Annotated in this window: 17 protein-coding genes and 1 pseudogene; 5 read left to right on the forward strand and 13 right to left on the reverse strand. The window is 68.0% G+C overall.

Annotation, left to right across the window (positions count from 1 at the left end):
- The 3 genes from ACFV6H_RS25350 (at position 1) to ACFV6H_RS25360 (ending at position 2,944) form a co-directional block, all read left to right on the forward strand.
- Positions 1-756: an SDR family oxidoreductase gene (locus ACFV6H_RS25350; RefSeq protein ID WP_385546078.1), complete on the forward strand. Its 756-nt coding sequence runs from the start codon at positions 1-3 to the stop codon at positions 754-756.
- Between the two features lie 50 nt (positions 757-806).
- Positions 807-1,100, forward strand: a complete 294-nt coding sequence (locus tag ACFV6H_RS25355; protein WP_385546081.1) for a Dabb family protein — start codon at positions 807-809, stop codon at positions 1,098-1,100.
- A gap of 1,136 nt (positions 1,101-2,236) precedes the next feature.
- Positions 2,237-2,944, forward strand: a complete 708-nt coding sequence (locus tag ACFV6H_RS25360; protein ID WP_385546084.1) for a hypothetical protein — start codon at positions 2,237-2,239, stop codon at positions 2,942-2,944.
- 144 nt (positions 2,945-3,088) lie between these two features.
- Here the strand turns inward: ACFV6H_RS25360 and ACFV6H_RS25365 are convergent.
- The 5 genes and pseudogenes from ACFV6H_RS25365 to ACFV6H_RS25385 form a co-directional block, all read right to left on the reverse strand.
- Positions 3,089-3,259 (reverse strand): annotated as a pseudogene (locus ACFV6H_RS25365) (IS5/IS1182 family transposase); the annotation flags it as partial.
- A gap of 53 nt (positions 3,260-3,312) precedes the next feature.
- The gene (locus ACFV6H_RS25370; protein WP_384985923.1) at positions 3,313-4,101 is read right to left on the reverse strand and encodes a calcium-binding protein; all 789 of its coding nucleotides are present in this window, start codon (positions 4,099-4,101) and stop codon (positions 3,313-3,315) included.
- 250 nt (positions 4,102-4,351) lie between these two features.
- Positions 4,352-4,735: a TraR/DksA family transcriptional regulator gene (locus tag ACFV6H_RS25375; RefSeq protein ID WP_385546087.1), complete on the reverse strand. Its 384-nt coding sequence runs from the start codon at positions 4,733-4,735 to the stop codon at positions 4,352-4,354.
- Between the two features lie 16 nt (positions 4,736-4,751).
- On the reverse strand, positions 4,752-5,300 hold the full coding sequence (locus ACFV6H_RS25380; RefSeq protein WP_385546090.1) for a GNAT family N-acetyltransferase: 549 nt from the start codon (positions 5,298-5,300) through the stop codon (positions 4,752-4,754).
- Between the two features lie 138 nt (positions 5,301-5,438).
- Positions 5,439-5,972: a spore-associated protein A gene (locus tag ACFV6H_RS25385; protein ID WP_385546093.1), complete on the reverse strand. Its 534-nt coding sequence runs from the start codon at positions 5,970-5,972 to the stop codon at positions 5,439-5,441.
- Positions 5,973-6,438: 466 nt separating this feature from the next.
- Here ACFV6H_RS25385 and ACFV6H_RS25390 point away from each other — a divergent pair, with 466 nt between their 5' ends.
- Both ACFV6H_RS25390 and ACFV6H_RS25395 read left to right on the forward strand, forming a co-directional pair.
- The gene (locus tag ACFV6H_RS25390) at positions 6,439-8,346 is read left to right on the forward strand and encodes an ATP-binding cassette domain-containing protein (RefSeq protein WP_385546096.1); all 1,908 of its coding nucleotides are present in this window, start codon (positions 6,439-6,441) and stop codon (positions 8,344-8,346) included.
- Between the two features lie 417 nt (positions 8,347-8,763).
- On the forward strand, positions 8,764-9,813 hold the full coding sequence (locus ACFV6H_RS25395) for a hypothetical protein (RefSeq protein ID WP_385546099.1): 1,050 nt from the start codon (positions 8,764-8,766) through the stop codon (positions 9,811-9,813).
- A 109-nt stretch (positions 9,814-9,922) separates the two neighbouring features.
- On the opposite strand, the gene ACFV6H_RS25400 is transcribed toward ACFV6H_RS25395, so the two are convergent.
- From ACFV6H_RS25400 to ACFV6H_RS25435, 8 genes are read right to left on the reverse strand one after another with little or no spacing between them, the layout of a single operon-like run.
- Positions 9,923-11,353, reverse strand: a complete 1,431-nt coding sequence (locus ACFV6H_RS25400; RefSeq protein WP_385546102.1) for a sensor histidine kinase — start codon at positions 11,351-11,353, stop codon at positions 9,923-9,925.
- Positions 11,350-12,117: a response regulator transcription factor gene (locus tag ACFV6H_RS25405; protein ID WP_385546105.1), complete on the reverse strand. Its 768-nt coding sequence runs from the start codon at positions 12,115-12,117 to the stop codon at positions 11,350-11,352. The genes ACFV6H_RS25400 and ACFV6H_RS25405 overlap by 4 nt, the downstream gene beginning before the upstream one ends.
- Before the next feature lie 4 nt (positions 12,118-12,121).
- Positions 12,122-14,362, reverse strand: a complete 2,241-nt coding sequence (locus ACFV6H_RS25410) for an MMPL family transporter (RefSeq protein WP_385546108.1) — start codon at positions 14,360-14,362, stop codon at positions 12,122-12,124.
- Between the two features lie 44 nt (positions 14,363-14,406).
- Complete coding sequence (locus ACFV6H_RS25415; protein ID WP_385546111.1) at positions 14,407-14,835, reverse strand: DUF4387 domain-containing protein; 429 nt, start codon at positions 14,833-14,835, stop codon at positions 14,407-14,409.
- Entirely contained in the window at positions 14,828-16,219 is a 1,392-nt protein-coding gene (locus tag ACFV6H_RS25420) for an acyclic terpene utilization AtuA family protein (RefSeq protein WP_385546114.1), read from the reverse strand. Before ACFV6H_RS25420 ends, ACFV6H_RS25415 begins: the two co-directional genes overlap by 8 nt.
- Complete coding sequence (locus tag ACFV6H_RS25425; RefSeq protein ID WP_385546117.1) at positions 16,203-17,318, reverse strand: ABC transporter ATP-binding protein; 1,116 nt, start codon at positions 17,316-17,318, stop codon at positions 16,203-16,205. The genes ACFV6H_RS25420 and ACFV6H_RS25425 overlap by 17 nt, the downstream gene beginning before the upstream one ends.
- On the reverse strand, positions 17,311-19,071 hold the full coding sequence (locus ACFV6H_RS25430) for an ABC transporter permease (RefSeq protein WP_385546121.1): 1,761 nt from the start codon (positions 19,069-19,071) through the stop codon (positions 17,311-17,313). Before ACFV6H_RS25430 ends, ACFV6H_RS25425 begins: the two co-directional genes overlap by 8 nt.
- Positions 19,068-20,207, reverse strand: a complete 1,140-nt coding sequence (locus ACFV6H_RS25435; RefSeq protein ID WP_385546124.1) for an ABC transporter substrate-binding protein — start codon at positions 20,205-20,207, stop codon at positions 19,068-19,070. The genes ACFV6H_RS25430 and ACFV6H_RS25435 overlap by 4 nt, the downstream gene beginning before the upstream one ends.
- Between the last annotated feature and the right edge of the window lie 46 nt (positions 20,208-20,253).

A 20,253-nucleotide genomic window follows, 5' to 3' on the forward strand; every position in this document is an offset into this window, starting at 1 on the left:
ATGGATCTTGAATTGAAGGCCAGAACAATCGTCGTCACCGGGGGATCGCGCGGACTGGGGCTGGCCGCGGCCAGGGAATTAGTGGCCGAAGGCGCACAGGTCGTCATCGCGGGGCGCGACGGGAGCTACGCGGCGGAGGCGGCTGCGTCCCTCGGCGGCAGCGCGGCAGGAATGGCCGCGGACACCGCCGACCCCGCCACTCCCGACCGGCTCATCGCCGCGGCACGCGACACGTTCGGTAGTTTTGACGGCATCTTGATCAGCACCGGAGGGCCCGCACCAGGAACCGCGGCCTCCAGCACGGAAGCCCAATGGCGGGCGGCGCTCGACTCGGTCTTCCTCGGTACGGTACGGCTGGCCCAAAAGGCGGCCGAACAGCTCCCCGAGGGAGGGGTGGTCGCCCTCGTTCTCTCCAGTTCCGTGTACGAGCCGATTCCCGGCCTCACCATCTCCAACGGCCTTCGCCCTGGCCTGGCCGGGTTCGCTAAGTCTTTGGCGGATGAAGTCGGTCCACGCGGCATCAGGGTCGTGGGCCTCCTTCCGTACCGCATCTACACCGACAGGGCTCGCGAGATCGATGCCCGCAGCGGTGACGCTGAGGCAGCCCGCGCGCGCAACTCTGCGGATATCCCCTTGCGCCGGTATGGCACTCCGGAGGAATTCGGAAAGGTCGCGGCCTTCCTGTTGTCTCCTGCCGCGTCCTACCTCACGGGCGTCATGGTCCCGGTGGACGGGGGCGGTCTGCGCAGCTTCTGACGTCAACCCTGGATTCTACCCGAGTGACACGAACCTCAGATGGAGGATCAATGATCTGTCATGTCGTCCTGTTCAAGTTCCATGACGGCGTGGGCTGGGATGACCCACGTTTCCTCGAAGCGGAGAGGGATGTTCGTGTTCTCCCGAAAGCAATCCCTGAGATCCTTGAGTGGAAATGCGGCCGGAACGTCACCAACCGAGACATAGCGTATGACTACGCCGTCATCGGCAGCTTCAAGGACAGGAGCGCCGTGGAAACGTATCTGTACCACCCGGTTCATATGCACGGCGTGGACCAGTGGCGGCAGTTTTCCACCTGGGTGGTCACGGACTTTGAGCTGTAGCCGTGAGATCTGACCCTGGATCCACCGTGTGAATTGTGATCATGGGTGTCGGGCGGTTCCGGGATGTTTTTCGGGTGCGGACAGGGCTTGTTCACCCATCCACGGCCCTAACCTCGATCCCTCGAATCAATGTCAGTTCACCACGTCTCCCCGCTCCTCTCCGCCCCAGAAACGGCCAAACCCGAAAGGCACCATCAACAGGAATTCCAAGCCAAAACAGCAAATTGCAACACGAACCGTTCATTCCCGAATGCATCCGTACCACCTGGAGCGGTACCGCGAGCGTCCAGGACGCCGCCCAGGCGTTTGGCGTGTCGAGATCAAAGGGCCACGACCTTGTGCGTCGCAGGGAATTCCCCTGCAGCGTGCTGCCGATCAGCCGCACAGCCCGTGTCGTCACCGCCTCACCCCTCCGCATCCCCGAGGGCGGGGAGCCGGGGCACAACAGAGCCCTCACACAGGTTCCAACCCATCCTCACCAGCAGCGCGACGAAGCCCCGCCGGATCAGGCCGACGGGGCTTCGTCGCGCTGTCAGCTCTCACGCGCGAATCACAGACCCCGTGGACACCCGCCTGGCACAGGATCCCGAAACGGGGACATACGTGTCCGCATAGGACTGGATGGACGGCCCTGGACGGCTTCTACGACATGTGCCGGGTAGGACCATGACTGTCCGAGGCGGATGTGTCACGAACGTACGCCGCCGTGCGGCCATAACGCGCTGACTGTCGCCGTACGACTCGGTTTCCGCCGATTCCTGACCACATTGGCCGATGGCCACAGCGCATCAGAGCGCGGGCGGATACAGCAGGCCAACTCGCATCCTGCATCCGATCGCTGCGTGCCGCAGGCGGCCCCCAGTTCGAGGACCGCATTCTCCAAGATCCGGACCATACCAGCGATCCCACCAAAGCCGAGAGCGGCGCCGTTTGCGCAGGTCAGCGCCGTGTTACCGCTGTACCACCAGCGGACCAAGAACCTTCTGGTGTCGTACTCCCCGAAGAAGCTCGGCTTCTTCTAGCCACTTAGGCACTCACGAAGGGCGCCTGACCTGGGCTTCGGCCCGTCAGGCGCCCTTCGTGTCACTCGCTGGGCATTGGGGAGGCAGGTTGCGGCCAGGTGCGAGGATGCTGTCATGTTGGATGCGATCGACGGGGTGGACTGGGAAGCCATACCGGGCCGTCCCGGCTGGTACGAACCGGCTCGTGCCGCCTGCGGCCTGCGCGCCCTGGCAGATGCGGCGAACCGGATACAGGCGGCCGAGGCCGGCTCGCTGCTCGACGGCGGCGGGATCGTCCACGGCCACAGTGCCGCTGTGTTCCCAGCGGCTGCGGTCGCGGCGCCTCTGCTGCTGGACATCGCCCAGCAGGGTCACCCGGCGGCGAGGGACACCGCGTTGGGGCTGGTCGATGAGGCCCTGTCCGCTTATCCTCACGCCGGGTACACACGGGTGACGACGCCCTACGGCATGGCGGTCCCGATTTGCTGCGCCATCGCCCATCACCTGCGATCCCGCAACGATTTCCTGGCCGGATTGGGCAAGAGGGGCAGGGCGCTGCTCGCCGATGCGGCCGAGCACTGGCATTTCGAGATCCGGGAGTGCGTCGCCGACGGCAACGACACGGCCGCCTTCGGCGCCTTGGCAGGCCATTTCCCAGACGGCGTGCACGCGGCGGAACTCCACCTCGCCGGTAGGTTGACCGTGCTGGACGAGGTTGCCCTCCAATACCCTCCTGTGGGCGGCTCCCCTGAGGCATGCCTACAGGTGATCGGACGGCATCCGGGCGACCTGCCGGTCGGCGCCGCCCTGTTCCCGGCGGAGTGCGGGGAACGCGTGCACTGACGGGCTTCGCCCCTGCCAGGGCAATCCGGCGCAGGGACCGGCTGCTGTCACGGCGCGATGAAACGTCTCGGATCCGCTGGGAGGTCCGCGACGACATCCACGGAGCCTTCCTCACGCTTGGATGCGCACTCATCTGCTGACAGGCGGCGAACCAGTACAGACGGGCAACCGTGGGTCCCCTTTCAAGGCCCGGACGTGGGAGCCGTCGACCGCTTCCCGGGAGAAGTCCAGGGAATTCGCGCCGCCCAGCTTGGCCAGCGGGATTTCGTGCAGTCGGGACCGGACGCCGGCCTCGGTCCACTCCGCCAAGCGGCGCCGGACCGCCCCTGGGGACGGCCCGGCGCCGCGTGTGTCCGCGAGTGCGGTGCCTACCGGACGTCGATGTAGTCGCCGGTCGCGCTGACCGCGCCGGCGGTCGCCGAGCCCGCGTAGGTGAAGCGGTAGTAGCCGTCGGCAGAGGCGGTGACGGTGGTCTTCAGGGAGCCCGTGCTGCTGGACTTGATGCCCTTGACGTTCACGTAGTTGGTGGTCCCGGCCTTGCGGAACTGCAGGGCGACGGACTGGCTGCCGTAGCCGATGTCCTTGTGGCTCTCCCAGTTCGCCCGGGTCAGGGTGCCGGTGACCGTGATGGTCTTGCCCTTCTTCACCGGCTCCGGGCTCGCGTTGGCGGTCAACTTGGTGGCGCGCAGCACCTTGAAGGTCTTCGCGGGGTCCCTGAACCTGTAATCGCCGTCGGCGCCGATGGCGTAGGCCCACATCTTCCAGGTGCCCGCCTGCGAGTTCTTGGACACGCCGAAGTGCCGGTTCGAGGTGCTCTTGAGGGCGAAGGAGCAGGTGTAGGTGGTGACGAGGTGCTCGCCGCAACTGGGGAGCGTCACACCCCAGTCGTTGTGGTTGACGTCCGTGCCGTGGTAGAGGATCCCGCCGGCGTCGCTGATGCCGTTCGGGTCGGAGGCCGTCAGCTTGACGGTCACGGACGCCTTGCCCGAAGAGCCGACCACGATGGACTTGCCGTCGTTGACGATCACGTTGGATATCTGGGTGTCGCCTTGTACATCGTCGGCCGGAGCGGCCGGAGCGGCCTGAACGGCCGGCAGCGCGAGAGCGGACAGGGCCGAGGCGCCGACAACGACGGCCGCGGCAGAGCGGATACGCATGCGCATGATTACCCCCACATCAAGAGCGATCCCGCCGAATTTCCCCCCGGCGGGTGACGGTGGCGTCGTGACTACGGTGCACCGGCTTTCGCATCCCGACGAGAGTTTCCCCGCGACCGCCGACGGCTCGTCGCCCGGCCATTACCGGACACGGACATCATCACCGTCCGACCCGGTCGGCAGCCCCGCCCGTTCACACACCCGGTGCTGTGGGCCCATGTCGTCCCGCCGTAGCCGACGTGCTGGCAAGTCAGTGGGTCGCGGCGCAGGGTACGCAGGTGGTCGCCGCCGGGCGCACCTCCAGGCGTTCCGCCGGGATCGGCTCGCCGCACACCTCGCACCGCCCGTAGTCGCCTCGTTCCAGCCGCTCCAGCGCCCGGTCCAGATCGGTCAGACGGTCCTTTGCCTGCGCCAGCAGGGCGGCGACATGGGCCCGTTCGAAGGCGGTGCTCGATCCCTCCGGATCGTGCTCGTCGTCGACCGCGACGAGCGCGTTCGCCTCGACAATCTCGGTGAAATCGCGGCTCAGAAACGCGATCTGCGCGATCGTGCCGACGCGTTCGGCCGCCAGCCGCCCGTAGGCGGCCTTGCGCTCGACCGGAGGGAAAGCGGCATCACCGAAGAAATCGCCCATCGCAGTCGCAACGCCATCAGCCGGCTTCGCATTCCGCGGGCGGCCGGCGGTCGTGAGGGACGGACCCGGGCCCGGTGGTCGCAAGCGGCTTCGCGTAGCAGCGGCTGAGCTCGTCGAAGCGGTAGTGGCCGAACTTGGCGCAGAGCTCGTAGCCGCTCGATGTGTAGAGGGAGATGGCCTCCGGCTGCTTGGTGCCGGTCTCCAGGACCATCCGGGTGCGGCCCGCGGCGCGGGCGTCGTCCTCCAGGGCGGCCAGCACCCGCCGGGACAGGCCGCGTCCGCGCGCCTCGGGAATCACATACATGCGCTTGATCTCCGCGTCGCCGTCGGCGTACCCGTTGTCGTTCTTGTCCTGGCTGCGCCAGCCGCCGGTGGCGACCGGAGTGCCCTGGTCGTCGTAGACGATCAGATAGAGGCCCCGTGGCGGCTCGAACATGGCGGGATCGAGAGGCGTGATGTCGCCCTCGTCGCCGTATCGCTCGGCGTACTCGAGCTGCACGCGATCGTTGAGCTTGACGGCGTCGGGGTGACCGAAGGAGGCGGTACGGATATTCATGCCGGACATCGTACTTCTATGCAGTCGGACGAGCGCCACCGGCCGCCGCGTGAAGCGTCCCCTCTCCGGCGATCCCGATGCCGGGGAAGGGACGTCGTCGTACCTCACGAGAAACCGCGCGAAGAGCCGCGCGCCCAGTTCGGTGTGTCAGCGTCCGGCCGTGACACCCGCGCGCGACGCGGAAGGCTCGTCGACGTTCGAGCGGGCGGTCGTCTCGCCGTTCTTCGTCACACGGGTCGCCACGAGCGCCCCGCAGTTCGAACCGTACGTCCATGTCTCCTGGTTGGAGATACCACCGGCCCAGTCCACGCACAGTCCACGCCCGTAGGCGTACACCGGTCCCGCGTACGAGTAGTAGTAGTCCCCGTCGACGTGTGCCTCACCGGTCGCGGGTACCCCGACGTAGGAGAACATGTACACCGGTGATCCGCTGGTCTTGCGGATGGTCACCACACAGTTCTTGCCGCTGCCGGAGTTGTACGTGAGGTACACCGTGCCCTGCTTGCCGATGTCCGCCCAGTTCACCACCGAGTAGCCGCTTCCACAGACGCCGTTGTAGGCGACCTGGGCCGACGCGGCGGCCGGCGCGGCGGCGGCCGGCTGGGCCATGGCGGTGGCGGTGCTTCCCGCGGCGAGCGCGGCCAAGGCCACCACCACTGCCGCACGACGTGATTTCCGCATGTCTTTCCCCCTGTGACTTCGTGGATGCTTCTGCATCTCACCCGGTACGACCCGTGGATCACGGACACCGTTGTACGGAAGCGCGGCCTCTACTTATGGCGTGCGGAGCATGGCTTGCGGGGCACTTCGTCTCTGGCAGGTAGGGCGCTGTGACAGGTAGTGACCGTTCCATAAAAACCGATGGCGGACGAACTGTTCCCGCCGCGCGTCGGCGGTGGTCGGGTCCAGTTGTACGGAGGGCCGCGAATCCCATCTGTCACACGCTTATCGGCCTCGGCGTTTCGGCCATCGCCGTGTCCGGGGCCTTCCCGCATGTCCCAAGGGTGGATGCACTCCACACCTTGCGTGCCTCGCGCTCCCATGCGGGATCCGCTCCGTCTCAAATACGTGTGTTCGATATCGCCGCTCGCGTCGTTGATCCCGGTGACACCGAACAGATGACAACAACCGTGCAGGAGAGACGCAGTTGACCTCAGCCGATACCCAGGACACGCAAGCCGCACCACCGCCGTCGTCACCGCTACCGCCGCCACCGCCGCCCGCCGAGATCACCTACACGGGCGAGTACTCCGTGAACCCGCTCGGCGAGGTCTCCTTCCGTAGGCTCTGTACGCAGCTTCCCTCGGTGCTGCGCCGTATCGCCAGGATGTCCTGGGACATCGACCGCCGGGCCGTTCTGCTGCTCCTGGTCTGTCAGTTGGTCACCGGTGTGGCCGCCGCGGTGCTGCTGACCGCCACGGCCAGGGCCATGCGTCCGGTCCTCGGAGGCGGTGCCGTCGCCGACCGGTTGCACGAGGCACTGCCCGCGCTGCTGGTCGTGGCCGGGGCCTCCGCTCTCAGCCGTGGTGCGGGCGCAGTGGCCGTGTATGCCGAGCGGCGGATCACGCCCAGGCTCACGACCGTGACGGACACCGCCCTGGTCGAGGCGGTCTGCCGCGTCGAGGCGGCGGCCTATGCGGTGGACGGGTTCGCCGACCGGCAGGAGGCCGCGGAGATGGGGGTGATCCGTACGCATGTGATGGTCACCGACGCCCAGCGCTTTATGTCGGCCCTGGTCAAGATGGTCACGGCCGGCGGCGTCCTGTCCGTCCTGAACGTGCTGATGCTGCCGCTCCTGCTCCTCGCCGTACTCCCGGCCGGCGTCGGAGCGGTGCTCACCGCCCGGGTCGACTACGAGATCCACTACGCGAACATCGCCGACCGCAATGTGCGGGGCATGATGCGGTGGTGGTCGACCACTCCCAAGTACGGCGACGAGGTCCGCGCCAACGGAATGACGGACTACCTGCTGTACTGGTACCGGTCCCTGTCGGAGCGGGTCGACCGGCGCACGCTCGCCGCCGCGCCTCGGACACTGCGTATCGCCCTGGTGTCGTCGCTCGTCGGCGGGGCTTTTCTCGTCGCCACATGGGTGGCACTCGCCTGGCTGACCGTGACGGGCCGGGTCGCGCTCGCCATCGCGGCCACGGCGGTCGTCGCCGTCCAGACCACGCTGGCCGCACTGTCGCAGGTCATCATGAACGGCGCCGCGGTGTTCCACACGAGTCTCTATCTGAGCGATATGCAGGCGTTCCTCGATGACGCCGGCAAGCGGGCGCCCAAGCGCGGGAAGCTGACCGTGAGCGCGCCGGTGGAGGAGATCCGGCTGGAGGAAGCCACCTACCGGTACCCGGGGAAGGACAAACCGGCCGTCGATGGCGTCTCCCTGACACTGCGGCGTGGGCAGATCCTCGCGATCGTCGGAGTCAACGGCTCAGGCAAATCGACGCTCACCCGGCTGATCACCGGCATCTATCTGGCCGACAAGGGCCGCGTGACATGGAACGGCGCGGATCTCGCCACCGTCGAGCCCGCCACCGTATGGGCCTGCACCGGTCTGGTGCCGCAGATCTTCGCGCAATGGCCGCTGCGGGTACGCGAGAACGTGACGCTGGGCCAGCCCAGAACCTCCGACGACGGGCCGGTGTGGGAAGCCGTCGACGCGGTCGGCATGCGGGAAGCCGTGGAGGACCTGTCGAGCGGCCTCGACACCCTCCTCGCGAGGGAGGTGTTCGGCGGAGCGGAGCTGTCCGGAGGACAGTGGCAGCGCCTGGCCTGCTCCAGGGCCCTGTACCGGCGCCCGCCACTGCTGATCCTGGACGAGCCCACCTCGCAGATGGACCCACGGGGCGAGCACCAGATCTTCGAGGAGATCAAGGCCATCGCCGGAGACCGCATCACCATCGTCGTGACACACCGGCTGGAGAACACACGGGTCGCCGACCACATCGTGGTCATGGAGCAGGGCCGTATCACCGAACAGGGCCGGTACGACGACCTCGTACACGCGGGCGGCACATTCGCCGAACTCCTGGCACTCTCACAGGACCGATAACCTCTCCGCCTGCCGGATGATCAATTGCCAGGGCGGTCATCGACTGTCAGGGCGGTCATCGACGGCAACAGGTACGGCACGGGATCCGGTGACCGGCCGAGGCGCCCGCCGCTTCCGTGGCGGCGCGCGGCGGCGCGGTAAGTGTGCGGGAAGTGCGCGATGCGGGCGTGCGGTACAGGCGCGCGCCTGCTGAGTGCTGCTGTCTGCCGGAACACCACACTTTCGGTCCCTCCCTCATCCCCGGTCGCCACCGAGATGCTGAGGACTCGCCTCTTACGCCATGTTCATGTCGGGTTGGCCCTGCCGTCCGGTGCGTGTGTGGTGGCGCGAGGCACCCGCGCTGTCGGCTCGTCGGAGCTGACGGTCCGTCATCTCACCAGGCCACGGCCCCGGTCGTGGGTACCGGAAGGATTCCACATGATCAGGACGAAGAAGAAGCTGTTCGGCGCGCTCGGCGCGGCCATCGCTGTTCTGGCGGTTCTGGGCGCCGGCCCGGCGCAGGGCGCACCGGGCGGGGAGAAGGACAAGGAGCCCGTCCGCACGACCGCGCCGAAGGACGACAGTCTGGCCCCGGACCACACGGCCGACACCGACACCGTGGCGCCGTCGCCCGCCGTGACATCGGCGCTGGCGATGATCCAGAAGCGGATCGCCGACCACGTCGCCGCGCACGGCACCACGTACACATTCGCCAGCTACGTGGATCCCGCCACCGGACGGATCGTCCTCGAAACCGACGCGCCGACCGGTCTCGTCTCCGAGCTGACCGATCTGTCCGGCGCCGGCGCCGCGCAGAGCCAGGCAGCCGACCGGCTCCAGCTCCGCCCGGCGACCACGACCGACACCTTCGACCGACGGAACGACACACCGCCGTTCTACGGTGGCGGCGGCATCGCGGCCGAGGGCTTCCTGTGCTCCTCCGGCTACGCCGTGCAGAGATCCGGAGTCAGATTCATCACCACTGCCGGCCACTGCTTCAACAACGGCACCACCGTCGTGACCGAGTCCGGCGCGAACACCTACGGCACCGTCTCCGACCGGCGCCTGCCTCCGGTCACCGGCGACGCCGCGGACATGGAACTCATCGGCGGGCAGTCCTACGCGGGCCGCGTCTTCACCGGCGGTGTCACCAGCAGCACCAGCATCCCGGTGGTCTCGGCCGGCGGAGCCGTCGTCGGTTTCAACAACTACTGCCACAGTGGACGCACCACCGGCGAGCAGTGCGGTCACACGGCGACCAGTACCACCGCGCAGGTGTGTACCGCGACGGGCTGCAAGTCGCCTGTCATCGCCTACACCGGTGGCACACTCCAGCAGGGCGGTGACTCGGGCGGCGCCTTCTACGCCAAGGACAACTCCGGTGCGTATATCCGCGGCCATGTCATCGCGGGCAACAACACCACGGGCTACATCCAGCCGTGGACCGTGGTGACCGCCATGCTCGGCGTCGCCATCGTGACCGGCTGATCCACGGGCCTGGCTGATCCACCGTCCCGGTCGGCTCACCGGCCCGGCCGACCCAGCCCCGAGTCCCGAGGCACCCCGGCACGGTCGCGTCGCGGCCGTGCCGGGGATGTCATGTCACGCCCGGAGCCTGAGGCAGACGGACCGTGACGGTCGTGCCGATCCCGGCCTCCGACTCCACCGCCACCTGCCCGTGATGGGCGTGGACGATAGCCCCGACAATGGCCAGACCGAGCCCGGAGCCACCGTACGCGCGGCTGCGGCTGGCTTCGGCGCGCCAGAAGCGTTCGAAGACACGGGGCAGGTCCTCGGCTGAGATACCGGGCCCGTTGTCGATCACACTCAGTCGGATGTCGTGACCGGTGTGGGCGATGTCGACCAGCACCGCCGTATGGACGGGCGTGTGCTGGACGGCGTTGCCGACGAGATTGCGCAGGACTTGTTGCAGTCGTGCCGCGTCCCCGACGACGAGGGCGGCGGGCGCGACCGCCAGGGTGATGCTGCGGTCGGGACAGATGATCTGGGCGTCCTCGACGACATCGGCGGCCAGCGCCATGAGATCGATACGGTTCTGCTCGACAGGGCGTCCCGCGTCCAGGCGGGCCAGCAGCGCGAGATCCTCCACCAGCAGCCGCATCCGGCCCACTTCGTTCTCGATATGTCCCAGCGCGGTCTCCAGACCGGGCCCCGACACACCGCCCTGCCGGTACAGATCGAGCCAGCCCGAGATGGTCGACAGCGGAGTGCGCAGTTCGTGCGAGGTGTCGGCGGCCACGGAACGCACCGCCGCCTCCGCGCGGGCCTGGGCGTCGAATGCCCTGTTGACCGCTTCCGCAAGCAGATCCGTCTCACTGCCGTTGCCATGCTGCGGCAGCCGTTCGGTCAGGGATCCCGCGGCGATCGCGTCGGCGGTATGCGCCATCCGCGCCAGCGGGCGTATACCGAGGCGCAGAACGACAACGGCCAGGCCCAGCAGGAGCAGCAACGCCCCACCGACCAGCGCCAGTTGCCGCTCGATCAGAGATCTGGTGGTCGCGTCGTCGACCGAGGTGTCGATGGCGAGAACGATGGCCGCAGGCCGGACGGTACCCTCGCCCGGCCCGCGGTCGACGGTCAGACCGGGACTGGGCACCCGGATGGCCCGCAGATCGTTCACGCCCTCCACATCGTCATCGGTGACGATCTCGCCGGTCGGTACGGTGATGCTGAGTTGGGCGAGGGCGTCGGCCGAGGCGGCGGCGGCACCGGTGGTGAGGAGCACACGGTTGTCCGCGTCCACGGCGACGATGCCCAGCGGCGGCCCGAGGAGGGCGGCGAGCTGGTCGGCGTCGGCGGTCTGCGGGCCCCGTTCGATGACATCGCCGATCCGTGCGGCGCTGACCTTCAGAGTGTTCTCGTAACGTTTGTGCAGAAAGTCCTCCAGCAGCAGTGTCCCGCTGACGGCACTGGCCGTCAGCCCGGCCACGAGCAGAACGGCGAGTCCCGTCAGCAGCCGGAGCCGGACGCTGGAGAAGGACCAGGGAAGCCGGCCACCGCGCTTCACTGCCGGGCCTGTTCGCGAAGGGTGTAGCCGACGCCACGGACGGTATGGAGCAAGGGAGTCCGGCCGTGGTCGATCTTGCGTCGGAGATTGGAGACGAAGCGCTCGACCACGACGGAGTCGCCGCCGAAGTCGTACTGCCAGACCGCCTCCAGGATCTGGGCACGGGAGAGGACATGGCCCTGATGTGTGAGCAGATAGTGCAGGAGCCGGTATTCGGTGGCCGAGAGTTCGATGAGCACGCCCGCGCGGCGCACTTCATGGCGCGGGTCGTCGATTTCGAGGTCACCGCAGCGCAGCGAGGGCTCCGCGGCGGCGGTTCCGCCGCGTGCGCGACGCAGCAGTGCCTGGAGGCGCGCGCCCACTTCGACAACGCTGAACGGCTTGGTGACATAGTCGTCCCCGCCCAGCCGCAGACCGCGCACACGGTCCTCGACGGCGTCGCGCGCGGTGAGGAAGAGCACGGGTACGTCGACGGCACGGGCCCGGAGCAGTTGGAGGATCTCGAAGCCGTCGGCGCCCGGGAGCATCACATCAAGCACGATGACATCGGGGAGCCGGCGGGCGACCTGCTCAAGGGCTTCGGCCGGGTCGCCCGCCACATCCACCGCGAATCCGGCGAACCCGAGCGCCGAGATCAGCAGACGCCGGATACCGGGATCGTCGTCGACGACGAGAACACGGTCGAGACCGTGCTGCCCGGCGCTCGTCGCTTCTCCCTGTACGGCTGGTGCGGCGTATGTCCCGGTATCGGCTTGATCGTTCATGGTCTCACGAGCTCACTCGGTGGAGTTCCTTGACGGATACGGCGCTGTGCGCGTCAGGAGCGTCGACATCCCCGCCCTCGACGTCGAGATGGGGCAGCAAGCGGTCCAGTGTACGAGGCAGCCACCAGGCCCGGTCGCCGAGAAGTGCCAGCGCGGCGGGCACCAGGGTCATACGGACCAGGAAGGCGTCCACCAGCACGCCGAAGGCGAGTGCGAAGGCGATCGGCATGATGTCGGCGTCGTGCGAGAACAGGAAGCTGATGAAGACCGAGATCATGATCAGGGCGGCGGAGGCGACCACACGGGAGGCGTTGCGGGCTCCGACGAGGATGGCGGAGCGCGCGTCGCGGTGGTGCACGTACTCCTCGCGCATCGCCGAGACGAGGAAGACCTCGTAGTCCATGGCGAGGCCGAACAGGACGGCCATCACGATGATCGGCACGAAGCTCGCCACCGGACCCTGACCGGGCACGCCCAGCAGGCCGGACAGCCAGCCCCATTGGAAGACCGCGACGGTGGCGCCGAAGGCGGCGCCGACGGAGAGCAGAAAGCCGAGCGTGGCTTTGACGGGGATGGCGACGGACCTGAAGGCGATCATCAGAAGCAGCAAGGACAGGCCCACCACGACGATCGTGAACGGCACGAGCGCACCGCTGAGCTTGGCGGCGACATCGATACTGACGGCGGTCCGGCCGGTGACGGCGACATCGCTGCCGCTCGCGTGGGCGAGAGGCCGCATCTCGGCACGTAGCCGGGACACGAGGTCACTGGTCTGCCGGTCGCGTGGTCCGGTGGTCGGGACGACCTGGATACGGGCTGCCGCATGGTCCCTGGCGACGTCGATTCCGCTGATGTCCGCGATGCCCTTGACGTCCTGAAGCTTGTTCTCGACCGCGGTGGCGGTGGAGTCGAGGGTGGCGGGATCGTCGTCCTCGACGAGGATGACGAGAGGACCGTTCGCGCCGGGACCGAAGGCGTCGCCGATCATGTCGTAGGCCTGGCGGCCGGCCGAGGCCGTCGGGGCGGATCCGTCATCGGTGAGCGCGAGCCTGAGCTGTGTGGCGGGCACGGCGAGAGCGATCAGGGCGACGGTGCCGAGGATCAGATTGCGGACGGGATGGCGCAGTACGCCCTGGGTCCACCGGATGCCCAGGGCCGGCTTGTCGGCGTGGCCGGTCCGAGGGACGGCCTTGCGGGCAGTCCGACGAGCGGTCTGACGAGCGGTCCGTGAGCGCGGCTTGGGGATCAGCCTGTGGCCGGCCGACGCCATCAGCGCGGGCAGCAGGGTCAGCGCCATGAGCACGGCGACGCCGACGGCTCCTGCGGACGCGAGGCCCATGGAGGTCAGCGTCGGGACACCCGCCACCGACAGTCCTGCCAGTGCGATGAGCACGGTGGCCCCGGCGAAGACAACCGCGCTGCCCGCGGTCGCCGTGGCCTTGGCGATGGATTCCCGCACCGGGATTCCATTGGCGAGCTGGGCCCGGTGCCGGGAGACGATGAACAGGGCGTAGTCGATACCGACGGCGAGGCCGAGCATGATGGCGAGGGTGGGCGCGTTGTCGGAGATGCCGAGTACGTCGGCCAGGCCCAGCAGGGCGGCCATCGTGCCCACGACTCCGAGAACCGCGGTGACCAGCGGCAGTCCGGCGGCGAGCAGCGAGCCGAACGTGATGACCAGGATGGCCAGCGCCACACCGAGACCGAGGAGCTCCGTGGGACCGACCGGCGAGGTCGACGGAGCGTACGCGTCACCGCCGTAGACGGCCTTCAGTCCCGCCCGCTCGGCCTGCCCGCCGGTGTGCCTGACCGCGTCGAGCGTCCCGGCGGGCACATCGGCGTCCTTCTTGGTGGTGAAGGTGACCTGCGCGACGGCGGTGCGCCCGTCCTTGGAGACGGTGCCGTTCTCGGCCGGATCGCCGACCGAGGCCACTCCCTGGACGCGGCTCATCGCGTCCAGGGTGGCGGCCAGCGGCTTCCGCAGGCCCGGTTCGGTCACCTTCCGGCCCTGCGGCGCCTGGAACACGATCTGCGCGGACCGCGTCTGCGGATCCGGGAAGTGGCGGTCCATCGCGGTCAGTGCCGTCTGCGCCGGTGAGCCGGGAATGGAGCCGCTGTCCTGGAAGGACCCGGCGAACGAGATGCCCAGGCCGGCCAGGGCTCCGAGAGCGAGCAGCCATCCGATCAACATCGTCCGCCACCGCCGGGCGCCGAACGCGCCCAGCCGGTACAAGAACGTAGCCATGCCTGAATCCCTCGCTGGTAGTGGACTGACACGGCTGATCCTGGTCAGCCGACTTGACGCCGGGCCCACGGTGAACCTGAGGATTTCCTGACGACTCGCGCCGGTCCAAGGCCGGTGAGAAGGCGGCCGGGCACCGGAAGTGAGGCGAGTGGCACATGATGCTGGCCCGCGTGAATGTCGCGGTCGAGAAGGCTCGCCTGGCTGACCGGGCGTGGGAAGGAGATCTTCACGGCGTTCAGCGCGGGGATACGGAAGATCCGGATGCCCTGGATGTCGACCTGGTAGAGATCGGCAACGACCTTCTCGTTGAGGAAGTCCTCGTCGGCCGCTATGGCATAACCGGCCGCGTCCTTCATAAAGGTCTCCATGGTGACCCAGAAGGGCCCGGCGTTCTTGGACCGGATTTCGAGCGCGTAGTCCCCGAGTACGGGAGCCGACCACGCGTCCTGCATGTCCTGCGCGTCCTCAGGCACGGGAGGCCTCTCGATCGGCGTGGGTACGGAACATGCTGGTGGCGGAGTCGACTTCCACGACATGGTTGAGGACGAACTCGTATGCGGGCCCGCGCTCGGTCTCGGCCGGTGAGGTGGCGAAGGCGAAGCTCGGCAGGTACTGCATCTCCGGCAGCGGAAGGTGCAGCATCAGCGGATTGGCGACCTTGGCGACCGCGGTGGCGGTGACCTGCGAGGGCGCGTTGACGATGAGCATGACGCCCACCTCACGAGGTGGGCCGGAGTCGGGATCGATGGCTCCGAGGACGGCGTTGTGTCCGTAGAGACGGACATCGAAGGCGTAGTCGCTCTCGGTCAGTCCCAGAGTCTGCGCGACGCGCTCGGTGAGGACGGTGCGCAGCAGCTCGGCCCATCGGTCGACATGGGCGGCGATGTAGGGATCACGGATCGCCGCGAAGGAGACGGTCTCGTAGCCGGTGATCCTGGCGCCTTCCAGCTTGATGGTGTGCTGGTCGGCGAGTTCGAAACGGGAGCCTTCGACCCGTACGCGGCGGCCGTCGAGCGCGGTGTACACCGCGTCGGAGACATCGAGTGTGCCGGCGGGCTCGCGCATCCGGTACGGGTCGACCGTCTCGTAGAGCATGTGTGCCGCCACCGAGATGGGAGTGCAGGCCGAGGCCGGATCGAGCGGCTCGATGACAAAGCCGGCCTTGTCGATGGTGGCGAAGACTCCGCCGGCGCGCGGATTGGTGGTGCACTGTCCGCCGCATTCGACGATCTTGGCCGCGTGCCAGGTGGGTCCTGCGGGCATACCGAGCATCAGTGGCACGGCCGCGGCGACGGCGGTGTCGGTGGCGCGGCCCGCCAGTACGACCTGGGCGCCCGCCTCGATGGCGTCTACGAAGGGTTCGTGGCCCATCATGCCGACGATATGGGTGCACTCCTCCAGGACCGCCGCGTCGAGGTCTCCGAGCGGTGCCAAGGGTTGGATGCGTCCGGCGTCGAGCCGCTCCTTGAGGAAGGACGGCTCCTGTTCGCTGTAGATACGGGCGGTCTTGAGGTCGAGGCCTTCCTCGGCCATCACCGTCGCGGCGATACCGGCGACCCAGCCGACACCGGAGTCGGTGCCGCCGGTACCGCAGGATCCGATGACCAGCGGAATGCCGGCGGAGGCGGCGGCCTTGAGCAGGACGCGCAGATCGCGGCCGACCGCCGCGGCGCTGGTCTTCGCGGTGCCGGTGCCCAGATAGTAGGGGCCCGAGTCGGTGGAACCGCCGTCGACGGCGATGACATCCGGCCCGAGGGTCAGACCGCGCTCGACGGTGGCCGTGTCGAAGCCGGCACCGAGCATGCCGGACGGCACCAGGATGCCGACCCGCTCGACGGTGTCAGTGGACGGAGGCAAGGTGGTTCTCCTCGTTCGTGGAGGGTTCGTCGTGGAAGACGCGGATGGCTTCCGGGGGAAGGGTGACGGTGAGTGTGCTCGTGTCCGTGCGGCGCGTGGTGGTCACCACCACCGGGGTGTCGCCGATGCGGATGCCGTAGCGGAAGTGGTCGCCGAGGTAGGCGTGATTCTCGATCTTCACGGTGACGGTGTTCATGGCCGGGACCGGCGTCGTGCCGTCACGGACGATGTCGATGTCCTCGGGCCGGATGGTGATCCGAACCGGCCCGGTGCGCCGGTCGCGATGGGCGACGGTCAGCGGCGCGTCCATGCCGTCCAGACGTACGAGAGCTCGGCTGCCGTCCGCCTCGACCACGGTGGCGGCAAGGATATTGGCGGTACCGACGAAGTCGGCGACGAAGAGGTCGGCGGGATGCTCGTAGATGTCCGCCGGGGTGCCGACCTGGCGTACCTTGCCCTGGTCCAGCACGGCGATACGGTCGCTGACCGAGAGGGCCTCGTCCTGGTCGTGGGTGACGAAGATAGTGGTGACGCCGACCTGCTCCTGGAGCGTCTTGAGCCACTGCCGTGACCGGTCGCGGAGCTTGGCGTCCAGATTGGAGAACGGCTCGTCCAGCAGCAGCATGTCGGGCGGATGGGCCAGAGCGCGGGCGAGGGCGACGCGCTGCTGCTGACCGCCGGACAGTTCGTGCGGATAGCGTCCCGCGTGCTTGCCCAGTTCGACGAGTTCGAGGACTTCATGGATACGGCGGTCGCGTCGCGCCTTGTCGACCTTGCGGAGTTTGAGCGGGTAGCCGACATTGTCGTAGACCGACATATGAGGCCAGATCGCGTACGACTGGAAGACGACGCCGCAATTGCGGTGCTCCGGCTCGACGTTGATACGCCCGTGGTCGTAGACGATCCGGTCGCCGAAGGCGATGGTGCCGGAGTCGGGCCGGTGCAGCCCGGCGATCGACCACAGAATGGTGGATTTTCCGCAGCCACTGGGGCCGAGCAGGGTGAAGATCTCACCGTCGTGCACGGTCAGTGAGAGATCGTGCAGGGCGGTGTGGCCGGTGAACCGCTTGGTGATGCCGTTCAGATGAAGGCTAGGCACGGGGACGTACCCCCAGCAGGGCGCGGCCCGCGCCCAGAACGACCAGCGTGATGATCATTTGGATGACTCCCAACGCGGCGACGGTCCCGCCGGTGCTTGTCGCTGCGAGCTGCAGCATGGTCAGGCCGAGAACCGGAGTCCTGTCGGTGACGAGGAAGACGGCCGGTTCGGCGTCATTGAGCATGGCCACGAACAACAGGACGAAGGAGGCGGCCATGGCGGGCGCCACCAGGCGGAGGACGATGGTGCGCATCGCTGTCCACCAGGTGGCGCCGGACGTGCGGGCGGCGTTGTCGAGGTCGGCGCCGATACCGGCGAGCGCCGGATAGAAGGCGCTGTAGCCGAGGGCGAGGCTGCGCACGGCGAAGGCGATACCGATGCCCCACAGACTGGCCCGCAGGGCCCCGGAGGGATCGAGGACGGCGAAGCTCCAGAAGAACGCCATGCCGGTGATCAGCGCGGGCATCATCCGCGGCCAGAGCATGCCCTGTTGGAGGGATCCCCGGAAACGGAAGGCGGAGCGGTGCGCCACCACCGACAGCACCGCGATGACCACCGTGGTCAGAGCCCCGCCGACGCCCGCGATGAGCAGGCTGTTGGTCAGGGAGCTGGTGTAGAGCGGATTGCCGAAGACGGCGGAGAAGTTGTCGAGAGTCAGCACGCTCCAGGGCGAGATGAACGGCGACAGGATGGAGGTGAAGGCCGCCAGCACCACTCCCGCCAGCGGGACGACGACCGAGACGGTCAGGATGAGCCCGATCAGCGCGGTCAGCGGCCAGCGCGACCGGCCGAGCCGGATCACACGCACCGCAGTCGGTTTGCCTGTGATGGTGGTGAACCGCGCGGTGTCGCCCACCAGCCGGTTGCGCAGTACGAGCAGTCCGGAGACGGCGGCCAGCAGGAACACGGCGCCGGCGGAGACGAGCCCTTGCTGGGAACTGTTGACCCAGTGGTCGTACAGATAGGTGGAGATCAGGCTGATCCTGCTGGAGAAACCGAGGATCAGCGGCAGGCCCAGGACCTCCATGGAGAGCGCGAACACCAGGAGCGCCGCGTTGATGACGGCGGGACGGAGCAGCGGCACGGTCACGGAGAGGAGGCCGCGCAGAGGGCCGGCGCCGGAGGTCCGCGCGGCGTCCTCCAGGGCCGGGTCGATGGAGAGCAGTGTGCCGCGGCACAGCAGGAAGACCACCGGCGAGGCCACACTGATGCCGACGAGGGCCATGCCGGGAATGCTGTAGAGGTTGACCGGCATGCTCAGAAAGGTATGTGTCTCCAGCCAGGAGGACGCGAATCCGGCGGGCGTCCACATCTGCGCCCAGCCGAGGATGAGCACAAGGCCCGGCAGGGCCAGCGGTACGAGCAGCAGCGTCGACAGAACGCGCCGGCCGGGCAGATTCGTACGGGTGAGCAGCACGGCACACAGCACACCGAAGAACACGGACCCGGCGGTGTTGAGCGCGGCGAACAGCGCGGAGTTGCCGACGGCGGTCCACCAGGTCCGATCGGTGAGCAGTGCTTGGTAGTTGAACCAGGTCGGATGCCCGCCGGAGTCGTACAGCGGGGTGGACCACAGGGAGGCGACGGCGACCGGCACGACGGGGCCGACGATGACCAGGAGGGCGGCTCCCCACAGCAGATAGTGGCCGGCGGCGGTGGACAGCCTGTATCCACGCCGCAGGGCGGATGGCGGTGCCTCGTAGGGCGGTGGCGCGTCATGCGCCGGTGAGGGCCGCAGCCGAGTGGCGGTCATCGTCCGAAGGCCTTCTTCCAGCGGGCATCCAAGGCCGGCTTGTCCTTGACGATGCCTTCGGGATAACCGCCGAGGATCATGTTGTCGGCGCCGACGGCCTGTTCGATGGCGGGCACTCCATAGGCGCACTCGACACCGTCGCGGTAGGGCGTGAAGCCGCCTTCGCAGGCCGCCTCCTGGCCTTCCACGGAGAGAAGGAAGTTCACGAAGACCTTCGCGGCCTCGGGCGACCTGGCCTTCTTCGTGATGCCTATGCCACGGGGAATGAGCGGCGTGCCGTCGGTGAGATAGGCGTAGTTGAGCACCTTGGCGGCGTCGCCCTTGATCAGGGCGCGGACGGTGCCGGAGACGAAGTAGGACGCGCTGTACTGGCCCTGGGCGAGCTTCTGCATGAGATTGCCGGTGCCGGACTCCACACCGGAGTTGGGGCCGAGCCGTTCGATGTTCTTCCAGCCGGCCTCGCCATGCCGGCCGATGTAACCGGCGAGTGCGCCGAACTGGGTGGGATTGCCGATGTCGGTGGTGCCGATCCTGCCCTTGAGCGAGTCGGACATGCCGGCCAGGGACGCGATGTCCTTGGGCTGTCCGTCCTTCGGGATCAGGGCGGTGTTGTAGACGGCGACGACCGGATCCTCCGACATGGCCACCAGGCCCGGAGCGAGTTGTGCGTACTCCGGCAGGTTCTTGACATTGGGATCGGTGTAGTCGGCGATATTGCCCTTGCCGACGAAATCGAGCATGCCGACCGCGTCCGATCCCATGACGACATCGGCGGTCCGCACTCCGGTGGCCGTCTCGGTGGCGTAGCGCTGGAAGGTCTGCGCGTCGTTCATATTGAGGACGCGCAGGTCGATGGCCGGGTACTTGGCCTCGAAGGCGTCGATGACCGGTTTCATCTGCTGCTCGTCGGCGTTGGAGTAGAGGAGAACCGAGCCCTGCTCCTTCGCCTTGGCGAGCGTCGCGCCGTCGACGGGCGTGACGGCGGAGGCCTTTCCCACGTCGACGCCGGAGCTCGGCGTGGCGGACGGGCCGTCCGACCGGCCACCGGACGACGTTCCGGACGAGGTGCCGCACGCGGCCAGGCCGAGGGCGCAGGTGACCGTCAGAGCGATGGCCTTGGGGGTTGAGATCCTCATCGATCCTCCACTATTTGCTATAGCATGATGGCTGAGAGCGACCGGC

This window comes from Streptomyces sp. NPDC059743 (genome assembly GCF_042732975.1).
In the GTDB taxonomy this organism is placed as follows: domain Bacteria; phylum Actinomycetota; class Actinomycetes; order Streptomycetales; family Streptomycetaceae; genus Streptomyces.